General features: G+C 34.0%; 18 protein-coding genes and 1 riboswitch. Of the genes, 8 read left to right on the top strand and 10 right to left on the bottom strand.

Annotation, left to right across the window (positions count from 1 at the left end):
- Positions 1–207 precede the first annotated feature (207 nt).
- From AAC084_RS03875 to AAC084_RS03865, 3 genes are all read left to right on the top strand, one after another.
- Complete coding sequence (locus tag AAC084_RS03875) at positions 208–2,235, top strand: NADPH-dependent 2,4-dienoyl-CoA reductase (RefSeq protein WP_339837184.1); 2,028 nt, start codon at positions 208–210, stop codon at positions 2,233–2,235.
- A 129-nt stretch (positions 2,236–2,364) separates the two neighbouring features.
- Positions 2,365–2,462: riboswitch (SAM-I-IV-variant riboswitch) on the top strand.
- 49 nt (positions 2,463–2,511) lie between these two features.
- Positions 2,512–3,813: a Na+/H+ antiporter NhaC family protein gene (locus AAC084_RS03870; RefSeq protein ID WP_339837182.1), complete on the top strand. Its 1,302-nt coding sequence runs from the start codon at positions 2,512–2,514 to the stop codon at positions 3,811–3,813.
- A 344-nt stretch (positions 3,814–4,157) separates the two neighbouring features.
- On the top strand, positions 4,158–5,018 hold the full coding sequence (locus AAC084_RS03865; RefSeq protein ID WP_339837179.1) for a hypothetical protein: 861 nt from the start codon (positions 4,158–4,160) through the stop codon (positions 5,016–5,018).
- Between the two features lie 200 nt (positions 5,019–5,218).
- Here AAC084_RS03865 and AAC084_RS03860 read toward each other — a convergent pair whose 3' ends face one another.
- Entirely contained in the window at positions 5,219–5,347 is a 129-nt protein-coding gene (locus tag AAC084_RS03860) for a hypothetical protein (protein WP_339837176.1), read from the bottom strand.
- Positions 5,348–5,675: 328 nt separating this feature from the next.
- Here AAC084_RS03860 and ppk2 (AAC084_RS03855) point away from each other — a divergent pair, with 328 nt between their 5' ends.
- Entirely contained in the window at positions 5,676–6,524 is an 849-nt protein-coding gene (gene ppk2 / locus AAC084_RS03855) for a polyphosphate kinase 2 (RefSeq protein WP_339837173.1), read from the top strand.
- Between the two features lie 31 nt (positions 6,525–6,555).
- Positions 6,556–7,392: a polyphosphate kinase 2 gene (gene ppk2, locus AAC084_RS03850; protein WP_339837170.1), complete on the top strand. Its 837-nt coding sequence runs from the start codon at positions 6,556–6,558 to the stop codon at positions 7,390–7,392.
- Between the two features lie 311 nt (positions 7,393–7,703).
- Here ppk2 (AAC084_RS03850) and AAC084_RS03845 read toward each other — a convergent pair whose 3' ends face one another.
- The 5 genes from AAC084_RS03845 to hxlB all read right to left on the bottom strand — a co-directional run bounded on the left by AAC084_RS03845 (position 7,704) and on the right by hxlB (position 11,577).
- Positions 7,704–8,204, bottom strand: coding sequence for a nuclear transport factor 2 family protein (locus AAC084_RS03845; RefSeq protein WP_339837168.1), 501 nt, complete (start codon positions 8,202–8,204; stop codon positions 7,704–7,706).
- Between the two features lie 97 nt (positions 8,205–8,301).
- The gene (locus tag AAC084_RS03840; RefSeq protein ID WP_339837165.1) at positions 8,302–8,799 is read right to left on the bottom strand and encodes a nuclear transport factor 2 family protein; all 498 of its coding nucleotides are present in this window, start codon (positions 8,797–8,799) and stop codon (positions 8,302–8,304) included.
- A gap of 129 nt (positions 8,800–8,928) precedes the next feature.
- Complete coding sequence (locus AAC084_RS03835; protein WP_339837163.1) at positions 8,929–10,020, bottom strand: nickel-binding protein; 1,092 nt, start codon at positions 10,018–10,020, stop codon at positions 8,929–8,931.
- 293 nt (positions 10,021–10,313) lie between these two features.
- Entirely contained in the window at positions 10,314–10,943 is a 630-nt protein-coding gene (hxlA, locus tag AAC084_RS03830; RefSeq protein ID WP_339837160.1) for a 3-hexulose-6-phosphate synthase, read from the bottom strand.
- A gap of 49 nt (positions 10,944–10,992) precedes the next feature.
- The gene (hxlB, locus tag AAC084_RS03825; RefSeq protein WP_339837157.1) at positions 10,993–11,577 is read right to left on the bottom strand and encodes a 6-phospho-3-hexuloisomerase; all 585 of its coding nucleotides are present in this window, start codon (positions 11,575–11,577) and stop codon (positions 10,993–10,995) included.
- 227 nt (positions 11,578–11,804) lie between these two features.
- Between hxlB and AAC084_RS03820 the strand changes: the two genes are divergently transcribed.
- Positions 11,805–12,647: a helix-turn-helix domain-containing protein gene (locus AAC084_RS03820; RefSeq protein ID WP_339837154.1), complete on the top strand. Its 843-nt coding sequence runs from the start codon at positions 11,805–11,807 to the stop codon at positions 12,645–12,647.
- Between the two features lie 98 nt (positions 12,648–12,745).
- Here AAC084_RS03820 and AAC084_RS03815 read toward each other — a convergent pair whose 3' ends face one another.
- From AAC084_RS03815 to AAC084_RS03800, 4 genes are all read right to left on the bottom strand, one after another.
- Positions 12,746–13,678 carry a homoserine kinase gene (locus AAC084_RS03815; protein WP_339837151.1) on the bottom strand — a complete coding sequence of 311 codons (933 nt, stop codon included), beginning with the start codon at positions 13,676–13,678 and terminating at the stop codon, positions 12,746–12,748.
- A gap of 1 nt (position 13,679) precedes the next feature.
- Entirely contained in the window at positions 13,680–15,131 is a 1,452-nt protein-coding gene (gene thrC / locus AAC084_RS03810; RefSeq protein ID WP_339837148.1) for a threonine synthase, read from the bottom strand.
- Between the two features lie 4 nt (positions 15,132–15,135).
- Entirely contained in the window at positions 15,136–16,083 is a 948-nt protein-coding gene (locus AAC084_RS03805; RefSeq protein WP_339837144.1) for a hypothetical protein, read from the bottom strand.
- Positions 16,084–16,407: 324 nt separating this feature from the next.
- A complete protein-coding gene (locus AAC084_RS03800; protein WP_339837141.1) occupies positions 16,408–17,763 on the bottom strand; it encodes a Xaa-Pro peptidase family protein in 1,356 nt (451 codons plus the stop codon).
- 340 nt (positions 17,764–18,103) lie between these two features.
- On the opposite strand from AAC084_RS03800, the gene AAC084_RS03795 reads away from it, so the two are divergent.
- Positions 18,104–18,718: a TetR/AcrR family transcriptional regulator gene (locus tag AAC084_RS03795; RefSeq protein ID WP_339837139.1), complete on the top strand. Its 615-nt coding sequence runs from the start codon at positions 18,104–18,106 to the stop codon at positions 18,716–18,718.
- A 1-nt stretch (position 18,719) separates the two neighbouring features.
- Positions 18,720–19,967 (top strand): TolC family protein, encoded by a 1,248-nt coding sequence (locus AAC084_RS03790; protein ID WP_339837136.1) that lies wholly within the window; start codon positions 18,720–18,722, stop codon positions 19,965–19,967.
- Positions 19,968–19,977 lie beyond the last annotated feature (10 nt).

The following is a 19,977-nucleotide window of genomic DNA, read 5'->3' as shown; positions in this document are numbered from 1 at the left end:
CTTATAGTTCATTATAACATTTTTATTTCCCTAGCGACCTTTGCCTTACTTGCTTAAATTCTTATCGCACAAAATTTGTATCAACAATAACTATTGTAAGGGTTTCAATATCCAAATGCGGATATGTTGCCTTTTTTCAGTCTAAAAAAAACGTACCTTACCAATTGTTATGCATGCATAACAAAAATTAATAAAACGTACAGATCAATGACCAAGTATACCCATATTTTCGAACCCTTAGATTTAGGATTTACAACTCTTAAGAATAGAATCGTAATGGGTTCGATGCATACCGGATTAGAAGAAGAAAAAGATGGGGTCGATAAAATTGCTACCTATTATGCAGAACGAGCAAAAGGTGGTGTAGGTTTAATAATAACCGGTGGTATTGCACCTAATGTACAGGGTTGGACGGGACCTTTTTCTGCACGAATGAGCACAAAAAAACATGCACGACATCATAAAATAATTACCGATGCGGTGCATAAAGAAGATGGTAAAATATGTATGCAGATTTTACATTCAGGTCGTTACGGGTATCATCCTTTTGCGGTTGCTCCTTCGTCTATAAAATCACCAATTTCTCCTTTCAAACCTTTTAAGCTAAAACAGTCGGGCATAAAACGTACGATTCGTGACTTTGTAAATTCTGCGAAACTTGCAAAATTAGCGGGTTATGATGGTGTAGAAATCATGGGTTCTGAAGGGTATCTAATCAATGAATTTATTGCAGAAAGGACCAATAAACGGACCGATAATTATGGTGGTAGCTATGAAAACAGAATGCGTTTACCTATAGCATTAGTGCAAAAAACGCGTGAAGTCGTTGGAACCGATTTTATCATCATCTATCGGTTATCGATGTTAGATTTAGTAGAGAAAGGAAGCTCTTGGCAAGAAATTGTAGCCTTAGGTAAAGAGATTGAAAAAGCGGGTGCCACTATTATAAATACAGGAATTGGTTGGCACGAATCACGCATACCCACCATTGCAACATCAGTACCAAGAGCAGCATTTACTTGGGTGACAAAAAAAATGAAAGAAGAACTTTCGATTCCCTTAGTAACTTCAAACAGGATAAATATGCCCGAAACTGCCGAAAAGGTATTGGCAGAGGGTCATGCAGATATGATTTCGATGGCACGACCATTTTTAGCAGATCCAGAATGGGTCAATAAAGCTGCAGTAAACAAATCGGACGAAATAAATACCTGTATTGCTTGCAATCAAGCATGTTTAGACCATGTTTTTGCACGAAAAGTAGCCAGTTGTTTGGTGAATCCGAGAGCATGTCATGAAACGGAGCTAAATTATCTTCCGACGGCAACAAAGAAAAAAATTGCTGTTGTAGGCGCTGGTCCCGCAGGTTTAGCCGCCTCAATCGTTGCAGCACAACGCGGGCATGACGTCACACTTTTTGATGCGGATAAAGAAACAGGTGGCCAATTTAATATGGCAAAGCAAATACCGGGGAAAGAAGAATTCTACGAAACCATTCGCTATTTTAATAAACAACTAGAATTACATAAGGTAACTGTAAAACTAAATACGCGAGTTACCGCCGAAGATTTAAAAAATGGACATTTTGACGAAGTTATAATTGCAACAGGAATCGTACCGCGCAAACCCAAGATTGAAGGGATTGAACATGCGAAAGTACTTAACTATATTGATGTTTTAAAGTTGAAAAAACCAGTAGGTAAACGCGTTGCCGTTATTGGTGCTGGAGGTATTGGTTTTGATGTTTCAGAATACATAGCGCACGAAGGTGAAAGCACTTCATTGCAAATTGACGCGTGGCTAAAAGAATGGGGAATTGATAAAACATTGGAGGCACGAAGTGGCATTGAAGGCGTAAAAGCAGAAGTTCATCCATCTCCACGGGAAATATTTATGTTCAAGCGTAGCAAAGGAAAATTCGGTGGAAAACTAGGTAAAACTACCGGTTGGATTCATCGGTCTTCATTAAAAAAGAAAAAAGTACAGTTTATAAATAATGTGCAGTACACAAAAATTGATGATGAAGGGTTACATTATGTTCAAGATGAAGAACAGAAAGTTTTGGTCGTAGATACGGTAATCATTTGTGCAGGTCAGGTACCATTTGCCACTTTAGTAGCACCATTAGAAGCAAAGGGTATAAAAGTGCATGTCGTTGGTGGTGCAGATGTTGCCGCCGAATTAGATGCAAAACGCGCCATAAATCAAGCCAGTAGATTAGCTGCTTCTATTTAGTGTGAATACAATAATAAGATTTCAATCTTTATTTCTTGTGCACTACATAACTTGATCTTACATAAGATGTAGAAATTAACTTTTTTTAAGAAAAGTAGATGGTTTTATACACTATTTTTGCCGCCTTAAAATAATTATCAAGAATCTCAAAAAAGGAGATAGCAACCTGCAATAACGAGCAAGGTGCTAAATAGATAAGCCAATTAATTGGAACAAATGTTAATTCATATTTCTATTTTTTTGCAACTATTTCCTTTTTGAAATGAAGAAAAAGAAATGGCAAGTACTAAAAATATTACCCCAAAATTTTCAGCTTTAATTCCCTTATTTGCATTCGTATTTACGTTTTTAGGTGTTGGTATTTATCAAAACGATTTCTATGCGTTACCTGCACCTATTGCGGTTATAGTAGGCATTATAGTCGCATTTATTCTATTTAAACAATCTATTACATCAAAAATAAATACCTTATTAAAAGGCTGTGGTGATGATAAAATATTGACCATGTGCTTAATTTATTTACTAGCTGGCGCATTTGCGGCAATTACGAATGAAACTGGTAGTGTAGATTCGATTGTAAATCTTGGTTTAGATTATATTGCCATTCAATATATTTATGTTGGTATCTTTATTATTGCCGGCTTTTTATCTGTTTCTACAGGAACTTCGGTTGGTGCAATCGTCGCGTTAGCTCCTATTGTTGTCGGATTTGCAGATGAAAGCAGTGCAGATCTGGCCATCTTATGTGGTTCCTTATTGGGTGGCAGTATGTTCGGAGATAATTTATCGGTTATTTCAGATACTACTATTGCTGCAACCCAATCTCTGGGTTGTAAAATGAGTGATAAGTTCAAGCAGAATATTAAAATTGCCGTACCTGCTGCCCTATTTACTATTGCCATATTAATCTTTCAAGGTTTGGGATTGAAGTCCGTCGAAACAGAAACAGTAGTCTATACCTATTCTATTATAAAAATTATGCCGTATGTTTTGGTTATCATCTTGTCAATTATGGGAGTAAATGTTTTTGTTACTCTTCTTTTAGGTTCTATTTCTGCTGGTCTTTTAGGAATTGTTTACGGTGATTTCACCCTAATAGAATCTACCAAAATTGCCTACATCGGTTTTACAAACATGACAGAAATATTCCTATTGTCTTTACTTACAGGTGGGTTAGCAGCTTTAGTCGAAAGGAATGGTGGAATTGATTTTATCTTAGTCAAGATAAAAAAGCTTATCAGAAACGAGAAAACAGCGCAGTTTGGTATTGCGACATTAGTGAGTACAATTAATATGGCCATTGCAAATAATACCGTATCCATTATTATTGCCGGACCAATTGCTAAAACTATAAATGATGAGTATCATTTAGATAATAAAAAGACAGCTTCCATCTTAGACATTTTTGCGTGTATTTCTCAAGGTTTTTTACCGTATGGAGCACAAGTTTTAATGATTTTGAGCTTTTCAAAAGGAAGAATAGATTATCTAGATTTAGTGTTTAATACCTGGTACTTAGTACTGTTGCTTATTTACACACTATTATTTATAAGCGTTAAACCTTTGAGAGTTCGCTAACTTTGTGTATCATAACAATGTCATAGTGTGTACTATATTACGCTTTGTAATTCTTAATAAATTACACTTCCCTCCTATTTTTTGTGTATTGAAACAACTAATTAGTAGTCTAGAAGACTTTATTTATGAGAAAGCTCAATTAGAGTGTTAAAACGCATCCGTAGTTACAAGAAATTTCTTTAAAAAATTAACTTTGATATGCCAATTTAAATTGGCGATGAACGGGCAAAGAAATGCTTTGCTAGGAAGAAATAATGTTCTGGTTATTAGCGAAAAATGTTTCTAAGAATCGCCGCATAGAATTAAAATATTTAATCGTTTTCCAAAATTTTAAATCGATAATTATGAAACAAATATTAGTAGTAATTACAGCTGTTCTAATTAGCTCAATAACTTATGGGCAGATGCAAGTTTCAGTGAGTTCTGGATATGCATTAGGCAGTGCCACAATGAAATTAGGGGAAAGAGTAAACGTGTCTGAAACTGAAAATTCTTATGGAAGTTATGGTGAAGGCGTTAATTTTCAAATAAGAGGAACGTACTTCTTTGACGAGTCGTTTGGTGTAGATTTAGGTATTGGTTACTTACGAGGTACAGATCAAGACATATCTGTAGTGAATTTACCAAGTACAGAAGTAGAGGCAGTTGCTAGAGCCCGCGCTTTCGGAGCTTCAGCTTCTGTGGTATACAAGTTCACTAATAATATTTATGGTCGTTTTGGTGCGTTACTTAAATTAGGAGGAAAAACGGAAGGTGTCATTTATCAAAAATCTGTCTTCTCGGAAACCGAAGCTGAAGCTTTTGGTGTGCCAAATGGTTCCTATTCTGAGACTAATTACAAGGAGGATTTTCACGGACAATTTCCTTTAGGCTTCGTTGGTGCCCTTGGGTATAAGTATGACTTAGATTCTAATTTTAGTGTTTTCGCTGAAGCTGAATATTACGGAATCAGTTTAAAGAGAAAAGACTCCGAAATTTCAGAATTCCATACCGATGTTAAACTTCCTGATGGTACTGTTGCCGTAAATGGATTGTATACCATAGACAATTTGCCTGAAGGAATAAACAGTAAAACAACGTATGTTGACAATCTATCGAATACCAATACAGATACTTCTAAAGAGTTATCTCAGAAAGTACCGTATTCTTCGTTTGGGATTAATTTTGGTATAACGTATAAATTTGAACGTTCGAATAAAGAATAATTAGTCAAGAGATTTACCCTTTTATTATTAATTTGTTCTAATGTCCTTACCAACTTCTTGTCATAATCCTTCACGTATAGCTGTCACAGAAAATTTAGTTCCGTTATACACCGCTCCATCTGGACCTACTTTTAATCCGGAAATAGAAGCAAGGTTTATAAAATGAACTGATTTGTGTTTTTTGAATTCTGATAATGTTACTATAATAACTTATTAGCGCCTAAAACTACTTTTGCGTTTTTTCCTGCTAAATAACGTACTGTAGCTTCTTCTAATCTACTACTTCCTCTTGTAATTGCTGCTATTTTACCTTCTATTTTGTTTTTCATTGTATTTGATTTTTCATTTTCTATTAATTGAATTTTGAAAGTTTTAAAGAAACTATTAAATATAAAAATTGAAAGAAAGTGAAGTGTAATGACACCAATGGATGTGTATGTAAGCACCATTATTCATATTAAAATGGCATAAGAATATTTTAATTTTGAACATATAAATCAATCAGGATATTTTATTGGGTACCTAAAATATTCAGTTCGAAGTACTATGTAGTTTAACGTGCAATATAGTTGAGCACCATTTTATAAAGTAATTAAATGTCAATTGTCATCATTTTACTTAGGTTTCTTCCTTATTTTCATAACTTAATAAAAGCCAATGATTGATAGTACATTACTTGCCAAACTAAAAACCAAGGCACATTTGTTAGAATATCTCGAACAATCTAAAAATGATGTGCCTCTCTATAAAGACGTATTAGATAAATATTATTATGAAAAACTTCTATTACAACTACAAGCTGAACTCGTAGATTTTCAAAAATGGGTTCAAAAAGAGGAGAAGAAAATAGCCATCGTCTTTGAAGGTCGAGATGCTTCTGGTAAAGGGGGAACTATACGCCGTTTTGCAGAGCATTTGAATCCGCGTGCGATGCGTATTGTTGCTCTAAATAAACCTACAGAAATCGAACGGAAACAATGGTATTTTAATCGGTACATTAAAGAACTTCCAAATGCGGGTGAAATCGTATTTTTTGACCGTAGTTGGTACAACCGCGCCGTTGTAGAACCTGTCATGGATTTTTGTACACCAGAACAATATGAACGCTTTATGGCACAGGTGCCGGAGTTTGAGCATATGCTCTATGAATCTGACACCAAGATTATTAAATTTTGGTTTTCTGTTACTATTGACGAACAGAAAACAAGATTCGATAATCGACTGGGGAATCCTTTGAAGAAATGGAAATTCAGTCCGGTAGATCAAAAAGGTCAGGACCTTTGGGAAGACTATACTTATTATAAAAATCAAATGTTTGCTCGTACCCACCACGCATTCTGTCCTTGGATTATTGTAAAAAGCAATGATAAAAGATTGGCCCGTATAGAAAGCATCAAATTTGTTCTATCTCAATTTGATTACGAAGGAAAAGGTTCTAATTGCCCAGACCTACTACCCGACCCTAATATTGTTCATCGGTTTTTTAGACAACAGATAAAAATATAGGCCTAACTATTTTAAGCAAAACGATTAACAAATGAGCAAAGTAAAAGAGCCTTTGAAAAACAAAGAACTGCTTTCAATCAATTCTAAGAAGGGATTGTTAGCCTTATTGGGACAATCGTCCTTAGATGGCAAAAAAGCCATACAGACACTGAAGTATGACAAACGCTTGGGTAAACTACAGGAAGAATTATTAGTCTTGCAACAATGGGTCGTCAAAAACAAAAAAAAGGTGGTTATTATTTTTGAAGGTCGTGATGCTGCTGGAAAAGGTGGCGCCATTAGGCGTTTTACAGAACATTTACCACCGAGGGAAGTACGGGTAGTCGCACTGCCAAAACCAGATGAGATAGAAGAAGGACAATGGTATTTTCAGCGGTACATTAATCGTTTTCCCCGAGAAGGTGAAATCGTATTTTTTGACAGAAGTTGGTATAACCGTGCTGTGGTTGAACCTGTAAATGATTTTTGTACAAAAAAACAGTATCTAAATTTTATGGATTCGGTAAATGAAGTGGAACGCATGATGTTACTCTCTGATATTCTGTTAGTGAAACTTTACTTTTCTATTTCTAAAAATGAACAAGAGCGTCGCTTTAAGGATATCACATCGAGTCCACTTAAAAAATGGAAATATAGCGATGTGGACAAAAAGGCTTTAGCGTTATGGGATGAATATACATCATATAAAGAGTTGATGTTTAAGAACACTCAAAAATATGTGCCTTGGAAAATTATTAAAGCGAACAGGAAAACATCTGCTAGAATTGCGGCTTTAGAGCATGTATTGAAGAAAATTCCCTATGAAGTTAAAGACAAGGAAAATATACGACACAAAGCTATATTAAAAGATACAGAAGACCCTACATAGGTTTTTGATATCCTTTTATGAGTCATTTCTAGATAGAATGTTATTAAAGACCTAAAGATTGGTTTCTTCTCATCCTGCCCTCCGATGACTATATTAATTTAAGTGAGAAGAATCATCAACTAGTTATATTTAAGGTAAATAACTTAGAATCAGATATGCTTGCAAAGGTTTTGAAAAATTAAGTTCTATTGTTTAATATGAAAACAAGATTCATAATTAAAAAAATCCAGAGCCAAACCTATTTAGATTCAACTCTGGCAAACATCAAACAATGCTTTAAAAAAACTAGATAGTCAAATTTAACTATCGGCTTAATTCAATGGAGAATGATGTTCATGAACCATTTTCCATCCGTCATCGGTATTTACAAACAACAAGGTAATTTGGTCATTGACAACAACTAAGTCTTGACCAAATTTCAATTCAAAATCAGAGTGAAAGGTTAAATTGGCCACGTCGCCATAAACGGCAATTTGTAAATCTTTGGCATCGAATTTAATCACTTCAGTTACCGAACCAAAAACAGTTCGTTCATGCTCTTCATTCGCAACATCGCCATTACGTGGTGCCCCATTTTTGAACTCTGTAAACTTCGGGCTGTAAGCATGAAAAGAAATTAGCTTGTCCATATCTCCATCTTTAATACTTTGAGCAATGGCGCCAAAGGTTTCCATAACTTCTTGTTGTTCATCTAAAAACTCTTCGTTTACTAAATCTATAGGAATCTCTATTACAGCATCATCATCTTCTGAACACCCAATAGTTAAAACACAAAGTATCATAAGTACTGTTATTGTCAATTTTGTTTTCATAATAATCTATTTATTAAGTTTATAGTTGTCGTTACAACACTCTGAACTTAAGTGTAATAATAACTTTAAAGAATAAATGGGGAAAGTAGTATTTCAGCTATTTTAAAGGAGAATGGTGTTCATGAACCATTTTCCATCCATCGGTAGTTTTCACAAATAATAGGGTAATTTGGTCATTGACCACAACTAAGTCTTCACCGAACTTGAGTTGAAAATCGGAGTGAAATGTTAAGTTGGCTACATCACCATAAACAGCAATTTGTAAATCTTGGGCGTCGAACTTTACGACTTCGGTTACAGCACCAAAAACAGTTCGTTCGTGTTCTTCGTTGGCTACACCACCATTACGTGGTTCTCCATTTTTAAATTCGGTAAATTTTGGACCATAGGCGTGAAAGGAAATGAGCTTATCCATATCACCATCTTTAATGCTTTGAGCAATGGCTCCAAAAGTTTCCAATACTTCTTGTTTTGCTTCAGGGAACTCATCATTGATTAAATCGATTTTTACTACATGAGGCTCAGTTTTTACAGTGAATCCTGTTAATAAAATTCCGAAAATCATTACTAGTGCTAATGTCAATTTTGTTTTCATAATTAAAATATTTATTTGGTTCTTAGCAAAATTAGAATAGAAGAATTCTATATAATTCTACATTTAGACCAAATAAAAGTAATTTTAGACCAGAAAACATTTAAGTGTAACAAGTTGTAATTCAGTGTTTTATTTATTTAAAGTAAGATTTGATGGTTGTATGCCATATCTTTTAAGGAAGCATTTAGAGAAGTAAGCGGGACTATTAAACCCTGTTTGATATGCTATTTCAGAAATGTTAGAAGTTTGTTTTTCTAGTAATGTTAAAGCTTTATGTAAGCGATAATCTCTTAAAAAAGTATTTGGAGATTTGCCCACCAAATTTATCATAGTGCGATATAATTTTGACTTACTATATCCTAAATTTTCTTCAAAATCATTAACGTTAGTGGTTGAATGAAACCAAATTTTCTCTGTAATGTTCATTAAGAGCATTAAAAAATCTTCATCTTTAGTTTTTATAACACTAATTGATTGATGGTCAATGGACTTGTTTTGATTTTCACTTTCATAAAGGTCTTTTACTGCTGAGGTAATAGAGAAATTATCTTTGGCAACATCACTTAAATAATCCGATGTTTTGATAGTGTCTTCAAAAATTCCGTCTTTATCCGTTACAGGTATACCGGCACTCATACCTATTTTAAATTCTAAATCGGGTGTAATAAGATTGTTGAAGCTATTTAGAATTTCCAAAGCACAATGAACAGCATCGCTCACGGAAGCAAATGACATCAAAAAGGTTTTTGCTTCATGGCGAACCAAACCTCCGTTATGATTAGTGGTTAATGTCTTTATAGCTGTAGTATATCCTCTTATCGCAGCTTGAAGGGTGTTTTTTTCGCTTGTTCTTAAGCTCTTGTTTCTTATTTTAACCACCATAAGCGTTCTAAAAGCTGGGTCGTTTACAATATTTAAACTTGAATCTTTTGATTTTTCAGGGTCTTCGATTCTACCTAAAAAAGATTCAACAATAGTATCGTTAACCTCAATAATACGAGTAGGTACAGCACCATGAGCATTCTCATGTAATTCTATGAGTGCTTCTTTACTTGGTGCATCTATTAAGCAAAAGGCAGTTTTCCTTTTTTCATCACACCAATACGTAAGACCGCGGCAATTATATTTATGCTCAATATCCAAATCGGCTTTATGCATTTCTGCTACATGTGCAGCAGTAACACCATCGGGAAGGTCATGTAAATCTAGAAATAATGGCATCCTCGTTCTTTTTTACGTAATTATGATTCTTTTGGAAAACAAAAACAATGTACACAGTTTTGTTCCTTGGTATACTAATACTGTAATTGAGGGGGGAGTTTGAAATTACATAATATTCTATAAAGTTGGGGTAATTAGAAGTGTAAATATTTGTTTATGGTTTATCATACAGCTTATAATATTTAGCAAGTAAAGACTTTACTCGTACTACTCTCGTTATAAAACAACAAATCCCCATTAAACTAATGAGGATTTGTATACTTGTAAATCTGCGAATATTGCTTTTAATCTTCTTATGCCATTGCCAATTCTTGTAATTTCTTGGCTGCTTGTGCAGGATCTTCTGCACCGTAGATAGCTGCACCAGCAACTGCAACTATAACTCCAGAGTTTTTAACAGCGGTAATACTGCTCAAATTAACACCTCCGGCAATCGAGACGGAAACTCCTGCTCTAGTAGCTTCGTCTATCAATACTTGAATTGAGTAACCGTCTTCAGCTTGCTCATCTAAACCGGCATGTAATTCAACAAATTCGGCTCCCATTGCAATAGCTTCTTGTGCTCGTTTTACCCTATCTTTTACTCCGATAGTATCAACCACCACACCTTTACCATGTGCTTTTGCAGCTTTTACCGCTCCTAAAATAGTAGAATCTCCTGTTGCTCCTAATACTGTAACATAATCTGCACCTGCACCAAAAGCCATATTCGCTTCCAATTCACCTGCATCAGCTGTTTTAAAATCTGCTAAAACCAATTTGTCAGGAAAAGCATCTTTCATTTTTCTAATTCCGGCTAGGCCTTCACTTTTAATAAGCGGTGTACCTAATTCTATAATGTCTATATACGGAGCCACTTTTGTTGCTAATGCAATAGCGTCATCAATATTTAATAAATCTATTGCTACTTGTAATTTTGCCATAATCTTTTATTTTAAATGTTCTTATTTAATAACTGTTTTGTCTAATTTTTTATTCCATGTTAGCGTGACGTTTCCAAAGTTCAGATGTCGAACTACTATCTATATCCCAGAGTGATTGTATTAAAGCATCGAAGACTAAGAGCAATGATTGCTCGAAAAGACTACCTGCATATTGTTTAGAAATTGCCTCATCACGCTCTTGTTTTTGCGCCGCAGGGATTATCACACTTTGTATTGCTAATTCGGCTAAAGGAGACTCTGAATTTGTAGTAAAACAAACAATATCAGCACCTACCTTCTTAGCGGTTTCAGCAGCCCTCACTATTCCGCTAGTTGTACCAGAACCAGAACCTGCAATAAGCAAATCTCCTTTCGCAATTGCTGGTACCGTGGTTTCACCTACCACATGAACATTGAATCCTAAATGCATTAAACGCATGGCAGCAGCTTTCATCATTAGACCCGTTCTACCTGCTCCCATTATAAATAGGTGTTTAGCATTCGTGATAATAGGAATCAACGCTGCTATTTCGTCATACTTTATGGTGTGTATTAGTTCTATGTGCTCATCAATAATCATATTCATTGCACTTTCAACCAATTGGCTGTCCTTATTTTTATGTATTTGTTCCATAACTAAATCGACATAATTTCGTTGTTCATTATTTCGAGTACAAAGTTATATAGGCTTTTTAGGTTTATAGTTACACAATTTGATAGTTGTGTGGTACAATTTGCCTATACCAATAATATGTATAGTGCTTTTTGCTATTTTTGTGGTACATTTTGGAAATTGATGGTTTTTTGGTCGAAAATAGACTTAAGGTTAAATGATGAGAAAAGTAGTAAAAAGGTAGATTTATGCTAAGTGATAAAGTTTTATATATTCGAGATTTAGGGAACTGTCCGCCAGCCTATTTAAATGATCCAGCAAGAAGAGATTTCTTTGAGATTGTTTGGTTACGTAATGAAGATGCTCTTCATGTACCGCAACATGACTTTCAAACATTAAGAGGAGATTGGATTTATCTGATTCCACCTTATCGTGTTCACCAATTAAATAAAGCTGGAAAGAACGGGGTTTTGATTTCTTTTAAGCAGGAATTGTTAGAAGGTGATTTAAAAGAGTTTTTAATGGATGTTTTTCGAATATTTAATATTCAAGGAGAATTTTCATGTTTGCAGGTAAACGAAGAAACGTCAAAAGGATTGACTTCAGTGCTTCAACTTTTAAAAGATGATTATAACAAACCGACTGTTAACCTAATTATGATAAAAGCTCTTTTAAAGGTGTTTTTATTGAAGTTGATACATTTAAAAGAACAGCACTTTACACTGCAAGATATTAATGAAAAACGAGTTTATGAGTTTATGCTTTTACTTGAAAACAATTATCAGGAGGAACGAAATGCAAATTTTTATGCAGAACAAATTGGAATTAGTGCTAAACGGCTTAACCAAATTTTAAAAGATAAATTAGATAAAACAGGAGTTCAATTAATACATGACCGTTTAATTCTAGAGGCAAAACGTCAAATAATTCACAGTGAGAAAACGATTAAGGAGATAGCATATAATTTAAATTTTAAAGACCATTCTTACTTCAGTCGCTTCTTTAAACAGCATGCAGAACAAACACCTCAGGAATTTCAGAATAAGGTGAAAGAACACGTGATTTCACATGACAACACTCTTTATAGTTAGTTCAATAAGTTTCTGTTATAAAACAACTTTTGAGCGAAATCAGAATAATAACTATTTTTTGATTTCAAATTATTCTAATGACCTTTAGAACTTATAATTTATTCATATAACCAATTATCTGGCATTACCATAATGGAGTCTGCTAAGCGTTTCATTTCTTTATAATGACCTTTCTTTTCTGGTGTAATGTTAACATGATTGTAATTCTGATGTCTCCAAAATGCTGTGGCTGTGGCAGCATAAACAGTAAATGCTTTAAGTGACTTTTTCTCTATGGGTAATAAATTTATTTCATTTTGGTAACCTTCCAATAAACTAGCCACTTTATCTAAATTGATGATTTCCTTATCTCTACAAGTACCAACAATCATCATACCTATATCAAATATGCGATAATAATAGCATGCCTCTTCAAAATCCATAATAGACCCTCTCAATCCGTCTTCATGAATAATAATATTGTTATAAAAGATATCGGTATGTATCAAAGCTTTAGGTAAATCAATGGTAATATGATTTTCTATATAGTTTTGCGTATGCTTTAACCATTTGTAAAAAGTAGAATCGGACGCATAAGTCTTAACTTCATCAAAATGGTTAATACCAAAAGCTACCTTACGCGGAAGATAATCTGGTGCTTTTATTTGGTGTAATTTCCCCAATTCTTTACCTAAATAGATTAGTATGCTTTTAGATAGATTTTGAACTATTTTTCCTTTGATAAATTCTTTTAATAAAATGGGTTTATTATTCCATACCGAAGTTAATTCTTGGTTTATAGTTGATATCAGCTTGGAAGTAGGAAAATTATTTTCACCTAAATGCATTAACAAATTAGCAAGCTCTGTAGTTTCCTTTTGTGATTTTTCTTCGCAAATGGTTAACACAAAAAACTTGTTATTAGTCGTTACCAAGTAGTTTGTGTTTGCCGAACCACCACTTAAAATTTTATGAGATACAATGTCTTTAACTCCATAAGGTGTTAGAATAGTTCGTATTTCTGGACTTGTTAAATTTGTAAACCGCCCCATCTTATTTGCCTTTTGTTAAGTCCCAGTTCGTTTCCATTGCATGAATAAGCGCTTTTTCTAAATATTTATAATCACACAAATAAACTTTTTCGCAAAGTTGTTTTGCGTTTTCTATATTACTATGTTTAGCAGCTTTAGGCAATACAGCTGTATGCAATGCTTGTTTTACAACTTCAGGAAATTTTGAGGGATGCGCGGTAGCGAAGCATATTAATTTTTCATTACCCAATGTGTTTTTTAACTTATCTGCAGCTACTAGAGATACGGCTCCATGGGGGTCTAAAAGATAGTTTTCATTTTTATATATTTCATTAATTACCTCTAAAGTTTCTTGGTCTGATGCACTATTTGATAAAAACCCTTTACTATATAAGTTAAAAGTTTCTTTATCAAATGTTACCTGACCGGTGGATTCAAATTCATTAATCCATTTTTTAATTTTTTCAGCATCTCTACCTATTCTAAAATACAAAAACCTCCAAAAGTTAGATGGTATTAATATGTCTATCGCAGAGGAAACAGTTTCAACAATTTCTTCTTTTGAAAAGCGACCTTCTGAAAAGATTCGATGTAAACATGCATTTTTGTTATTAGCTGCAATCAAATATTTAATAGGTAATCCCATTTCCCGTGCTAATCCCCCAGCACATAAATTACCGAAAGCGCCAGAAGGTACCGACATATTTATTTGTTCGCCAACGGTATCGACTACCTGTAAATAACCATAGAAATAATGAACGGTTTGCATCATTACACGCCCCCAATTAATGGAGTTAACACTCGACAGGTTTAGTTTTTCTTTGAAAGATTGATTAGCATATAATTTGGCAATAATAACATCTAAATCATCGCTACCTTCCTTGCAATTCGATACCCCTACCGGATGAATATTAGCATGTTGTAAGGTGGTCATTTGACGTTCCTGTTCCTCTGTTATCCATCCTTTAGGATATAAAACCCACGCATCTAAATTTGATTTACCAGCGGCATAATATGCTGCGGCAGGGCCGGTATCACCAGAAGTCGCTACTATTATAGTTAGGTGTTTCTTTTTTCGTTCTAGAAAGAAATTAACCAGATTAACCAAAAATGCGAGTCCTACATCTTTGAATGAAAGGGTTGGACCATGAAACAACTCCATGATGTAGGTTTTCTTTTTAGACTGTAACGGATATATTGGAATAATCTCTTTATTCTCGAATGGCGCATAGGCCGTTAGCAGAATATTTTTTAGATCGAGTTCTGAAACTACCGAGCGTTCTATAAATAAAGAAAGCACTTCGAAAGCCAATTCTATATATGATAAACCTTTCCATTTCTTTAATTGCTTCGTTGTAATATTTGGCAACGTTTCAGGTACATATAAACCGCCATCTATAGCGAAACCATCTAATATTGCGGTTTCAAAATCTACCGGCTTCCCTCCTCCTGTGTTACTAACAAATTGCATCATATTTTTATGCTATAAATGCGTTATAAACTGCTTTAGTAATCATAATATCTTGTACAGCTACACCCGTTAAATCTACAATAGTAACTTGTTCATTGTTTGTTCGTTGTAATTTTTGATTCTGAATGGCCGTACCCAATTCAATTACTTTATCTTCTAATAGTTCCCCATCCTTGACAGCTCTGTAAATTTCACCCCTACTTTTACTTTGCGGAATACTATCAGCAATTACTATATCTGCAAGTTGTAGCAATTTACTTTCCAATTCTTGTTTGTGTTCCGTGTCTGAACCTACTGCGGTTATATGAGTTCCTTTTTGAATGTCTTCTGCTTTTAATAAGGCCAGTTCTGAAGGCGTGGTAGTAACAATTAGATTACAATGTTTAGCAAGTTCGGATGGACTTTTCGCAATATGAATATCAAAATCAGATCCGAGTTCATCCGTAAATTTTTCAACGTTATCTTTTGTTCGGCCCCAAACCCAAACTGATTTACAGGGAGTATATTTTTGAAGATATTGCAATTGTAATTTCGCTTGAATTCCAGTACCTATAATTCCAATAGCACTTATTTCTTTTGGTGCGAAATATTTAGCTGCTAGTGCACCAGCAGCTGCAGTACGTATATCTGTTAAATACCCTTCATCTAAAAGTATAGCTTTTGGAACTCCTGTTTTTTGGTCAAACAATAACATTAAACCTTGACTAGAAGGAATCCCTATTTTGGAGTTTTCATAAAAACCAGAAGCAATTTTAATCACATAATAATCATCATTTTTAATATAGCCATATTTGATATGTGCATCTCCTTTAGGGTTTTCAAATAGTAATTCTCCCACCGGAGGCACCACTGTATTGCCATTGCTATATTGAATGAATCCTTCTTCCATAGCAGCTACCACATCTATGTTTTGTAGTATAGATTGTATTTCTTTTAAATTAATAACTGTCGCCATACTTAGTGTTTATTTCTATTAAAAAGTAATCTATTTTTTTCTTTTTGCATTTTCAAACTTGGCATAAAAAAAATCTCCGTATACCAAATTAGCTATTAACTAATTAAGGTATACAGAGATTATCTGTAAGAAGTGAGTTTATTTTTCCAATTTCTTCCTTATGATGAAAAATAAACATGTAACAAAAAGCTACTATAACTTCTTCAATAACAAATGTATAAAAAAAAGGTCTAAAATTAAACTGGGTATTTTATAATGTATTTGTCCTTCTAAAACAGTTATGGCTCATTAAATACCGAATGAGATAGCTTTAGTTTACTAGTATTAACCTTTCATTAAAGCCTCTAAAGCCTCAGGTGTTCTTGGTAAATCACTACTTAGAACTTCACAACCATTTTTGGTAATCAAAATCATATCTTCTGTGAAAACTGATATATTTTCATCGTGATTATAATACCATGGTTCTACTGTAAATATCATACCTGGTTGTAGTTGTGCATCTGAGAGACTAGGGTCACCTGTAGAAAGGCCTAAGTGATGTCCAAAGAATAAACCTACTTGCATATATTTTTTTGCATCTTCAGGGATGATACTATTCGTAAGTGTTTGAATATCTTTAAATGTAATACCGGGTTTTAAAAATTTAATGATTTCGTCTGCTATTTTGGTTTCCATAACAAGAATATCCCTTTGACGATCTGTAAATTTTCCAGAAACCGGAAAGGTTCTACCTATGTCGCTAACGTACTGTTCGTATTCACAACCTACATCGAATATGACCAAATCTCCATTTTCCATTATTCTATTTCTACGATTGTAATGCGTGGCCAAAATTCTCCAAGGCCAGTGTGAGTTTGGGCCTGATTTAATAATTGAACCAAATGCCAGTCTTTGTGAACCGTTTACTTTATAGTTGCCCTCCAATATTCCTTCTAAATATCGTTCGTCTACTCCTGCCTTAATCTTCTTAGCTGATTGCTTTATACCTTCAACGGTAATCGCCGCTGCCTTTCGCATGATTTCAATTTCACCAGGTGATTTTATCATACGTACATTGGCGATCGACTCAAATATATTTTCATAGTTCAATCCTGCATGTTTTTGCTGTAAGGCTTTCAATAGAACCTGTATAGGTGAATATGAAGCTATGTAATCGTTAGAAGCAAATGAGATGAGCCCTTGTCTTCCATTATTTATTAGAATGGTGCTGCCCTTTAAAGCTTCCTTATTCATTCTAGTAGTGAATTCAGCAATAGAAGTCAAGGTTACACCCGAGCGCTCAGATATCGCTTTATCGTTCAGCAAAAGCATACCTGGAAAATCATTGACCCTTGAGCCATTTTCAAATCTCAAATCTCGTTCAGGAGTATAAATAATGGAAGATTGATCACTTAAGTCTAAAACTAATAATGAATTTGGTAATTCTAACCCGGTAAAGTAATAGAAGTCATCAGATTGCCGAAATGTTTCACCGAATGAAAATCCATCATTTGCAGGTATAACCACAAGTCCATTTTTTTGTTGCTCTAACAAAATTGACATTAGTTTTTGTCTACGTTCATGTAGTTCCTCCATAGAGAAAGGTAGATCCGTCCATTCAAAATAGGATTGAACCGGAGTTTGGGCAAAAAGCAAGGTTGTTGAAAAGAGGAGGGTAAAGATGGTCGTAGTTATTTTCATTATTGGTTTGTTTGCGTAGTATCGAATTTCTAATTTTTTTTAGACTAAAAAGAATTTCTATTTAATTTTATGGAGATTATTAGAAAATTAAGCATCATAATTACTTTAAATCTTAATCTAAGATTATATTTCTACCAAACATCATTTGGTTCCTAACGCTCAACTGTACTAAGCGGTAACAATAAATTTATGCCTGCTTATCGGTAATTAGAATCATCTTCATTATGGGTTAAAATTCTGTTTATTAGTATTTTAAATATAATTTTTACAGAATAATCAGTTGGCTAATAGTATTTTTTTGTAGTTTTGTTAACCAAATGGTTAAACCGTTTAGTTAGTAATGAAAAAAGCCAAAGACGAAAATACCGAAGAACAAATACTTGAAGCTGCAAAGAATGTATTCCAGGCCAAAGGAATGGATGGCGCACGCATGCAAGAAATAGCTGATAAAGCAGGAATTAATAAAGCTATGCTTCATTATTATTATAGAAGTAAACAACTTCTTTTTGAAGCCGTTTTCAAAAATGTCTTTTCTTTATTGGCTCCTCAGTTAAATGCTATTTTAAATGACGACTCTACTATTGAAGAGAAAGTAAAAAACTTCACTTTTAACTATATCTCTTTTATAAGCAAGCATCCTTATTTGCCCAATTTTATCATTCAAGAATTGAATAGGAATCCGGATTTTATTCTAAAAATGAAGGACAACAAAGGTTTTCCTAACCTGGCTAAATTTAAGAGGCAAGTAGATAAAGAAGTAGAAGACGGAATTATAAAACCCATAAGCGCAGAGCAGTTGTTTATCAATATTCTGGCACTTAATATATTTCCTTTCGTTGCCAAACCCTTAATCATGGCATTTTCTAATGTTGATAGCAAAGCATATAAACAACTCATGGAAGACCGTAAAACTGAAGTTGCTAATTTCATAATTAATTCTATAAAGAACACCTAGTATGAAACGTATACTACTCATTATTATACTACTAACCTCGCTCTCGGCTATTGCTCAGCAAAGCATTACGTTAGAAGAGTGTTATAATTCTGTGACCCAAAATTACCCTTTGGCAAAAAAGTCATCACTCTTAGAAGCGCAAAACACACTAGAGGCTGCAGTAATATCTACAGCTAAATTGCCTCAATTGAGTCTGGATGCGCAAGCCACTTATCAATCTGATGTAATTGAAATTCCTATTGCCAATGCCAATATTGATCCCTTAAATAAAGACCAATACCGTGCTACATTTTCGGTGAATCAACTTATTTATAATGGAGGAGCAACGGCCGCTTCATTGGCCATTAAATCTGCTGAGTTAAAATCGAAACAAAAACAGGTAGAAGTTAGTCTGTATCAATTAAGACAGCAAATTAATCAACTCTACTTTTCTATTCTATTGGCACAGGAAAGCAATCTATTATTAAAATCTAAACAAACACAGTTACAGGCTAAACTAAAGGAGGTTAGTTCTGGCGTAAAAAACGGTATACTCCTACCCTCTTCCGATAAAGTACTGGAAGCTGAATTATTAAAACTAGGCCAACAGTTTAAAGAAATAGAAAGTAATAAGATAACACTAATAGAAACCCTCTCTAGTTTAATAAAACAACCTTTAGGAGATGATACCGAATTTAATAATCCCCTTATAGAAATTCATGTACAGAATGAATTAATTAGACCTGAACTGGAATTATTTCAGTATAAAAAAGATGAAATAGAAAATTCAGAATATTTGATTTCCAAACAGAACGTACCCAAACTATTGGGCTTTGCAACAGGTGGTTATGGAAACCCAGGATTGAACATGCTAGATAATTCATTTCAACCTTTTTATACAGCAGGTGTAAAATTGCATTGGAATGTTTTTGATTGGAACGCTAATCAAAAACAACGGGAATCATTAGCTATCAATAAAGACATTGTAGATAATGAAACAGAAATTTTTAAACTCAACACGACTATTGAGCTCAACAAACAGCAAAGAGAAATAGAAAAGATAGAAGCTATTATAACTTCAGATGAAGCTATAATCAACCTTAGAAAAGAAGTGTTGCAAATGGCAGATTCACAACTTAAAAACGGTGTGATTACATCTTCGGCATATATCACAGAACTCACCAATTTGTATGAAGACGAAAACACCTTAATTAGACATGAGATTCAGTTACAACTAGCAAAAGCAAATTACAATGTCATTAAAGGGTAAAACATATATA

It is taken from the genome of uncultured Maribacter sp. (assembly GCF_963977385.1).
Classification (GTDB): domain Bacteria; phylum Bacteroidota; class Bacteroidia; order Flavobacteriales; family Flavobacteriaceae; genus Maribacter.
This window is presented reverse-complemented; position numbering and strand designations above follow the sequence as displayed.

Bases quoted from the DNA above. Each gene is read 5' to 3' on its own strand.
- AAC084_RS03820 (WP_339837154.1), top strand. From the start codon at position 11,805: ATGCTAAGTGATAAAGTTTTATATATTCGAGATTTAGGGAACTGTCCG.
- hxlB (WP_339837157.1), bottom strand. From the start codon at position 11,577: ATGGAACAAATACATAAAAATAAGGACAGCCAATTGGTTGAAAGTGCA.
- AAC084_RS03860 (WP_339837176.1), bottom strand. From the start codon at position 5,347: ATGAAAAACAAAATAGAAGGTAAAATAGCAGCAATTACAAGAGGAAGT.
- AAC084_RS03870 (WP_339837182.1), top strand. From the start codon at position 2,512: ATGGCAAGTACTAAAAATATTACCCCAAAATTTTCAGCTTTAATTCCC.
- AAC084_RS03800 (WP_339837141.1), bottom strand. From the start codon at position 17,763: ATGAAAATAACTACGACCATCTTTACCCTCCTCTTTTCAACAACCTTG.
- ppk2 (WP_339837173.1), top strand. From the start codon at position 5,676: ATGATTGATAGTACATTACTTGCCAAACTAAAAACCAAGGCACATTTG.
- AAC084_RS03790 (WP_339837136.1), top strand. From the start codon at position 18,720: ATGAAACGTATACTACTCATTATTATACTACTAACCTCGCTCTCGGCT.
- AAC084_RS03875 (WP_339837184.1), top strand. From the start codon at position 208: ATGACCAAGTATACCCATATTTTCGAACCCTTAGATTTAGGATTTACA.
- thrC (WP_339837148.1), bottom strand. From the start codon at position 15,131: ATGATGCAATTTGTTAGTAACACAGGAGGAGGGAAGCCGGTAGATTTT.
- hxlA (WP_339837160.1), bottom strand. From the start codon at position 10,943: ATGGCAAAATTACAAGTAGCAATAGATTTATTAAATATTGATGACGCT.
- AAC084_RS03845 (WP_339837168.1), bottom strand. From the start codon at position 8,204: ATGAAAACAAAATTGACAATAACAGTACTTATGATACTTTGTGTTTTA.
- AAC084_RS03815 (WP_339837151.1), bottom strand. From the start codon at position 13,678: ATGGGGCGGTTTACAAATTTAACAAGTCCAGAAATACGAACTATTCTA.
- AAC084_RS03865 (WP_339837179.1), top strand. From the start codon at position 4,158: ATGAAACAAATATTAGTAGTAATTACAGCTGTTCTAATTAGCTCAATA.
- AAC084_RS03835 (WP_339837163.1), bottom strand. From the start codon at position 10,020: ATGCCATTATTTCTAGATTTACATGACCTTCCCGATGGTGTTACTGCT.
- AAC084_RS03795 (WP_339837139.1), top strand. From the start codon at position 18,104: ATGAAAAAAGCCAAAGACGAAAATACCGAAGAACAAATACTTGAAGCT.
- AAC084_RS03805 (WP_339837144.1), bottom strand. From the start codon at position 16,083: ATGGCGACAGTTATTAATTTAAAAGAAATACAATCTATACTACAAAAC.
- AAC084_RS03840 (WP_339837165.1), bottom strand. From the start codon at position 8,799: ATGAAAACAAAATTGACATTAGCACTAGTAATGATTTTCGGAATTTTA.
- ppk2 (WP_339837170.1), top strand. From the start codon at position 6,556: ATGAGCAAAGTAAAAGAGCCTTTGAAAAACAAAGAACTGCTTTCAATC.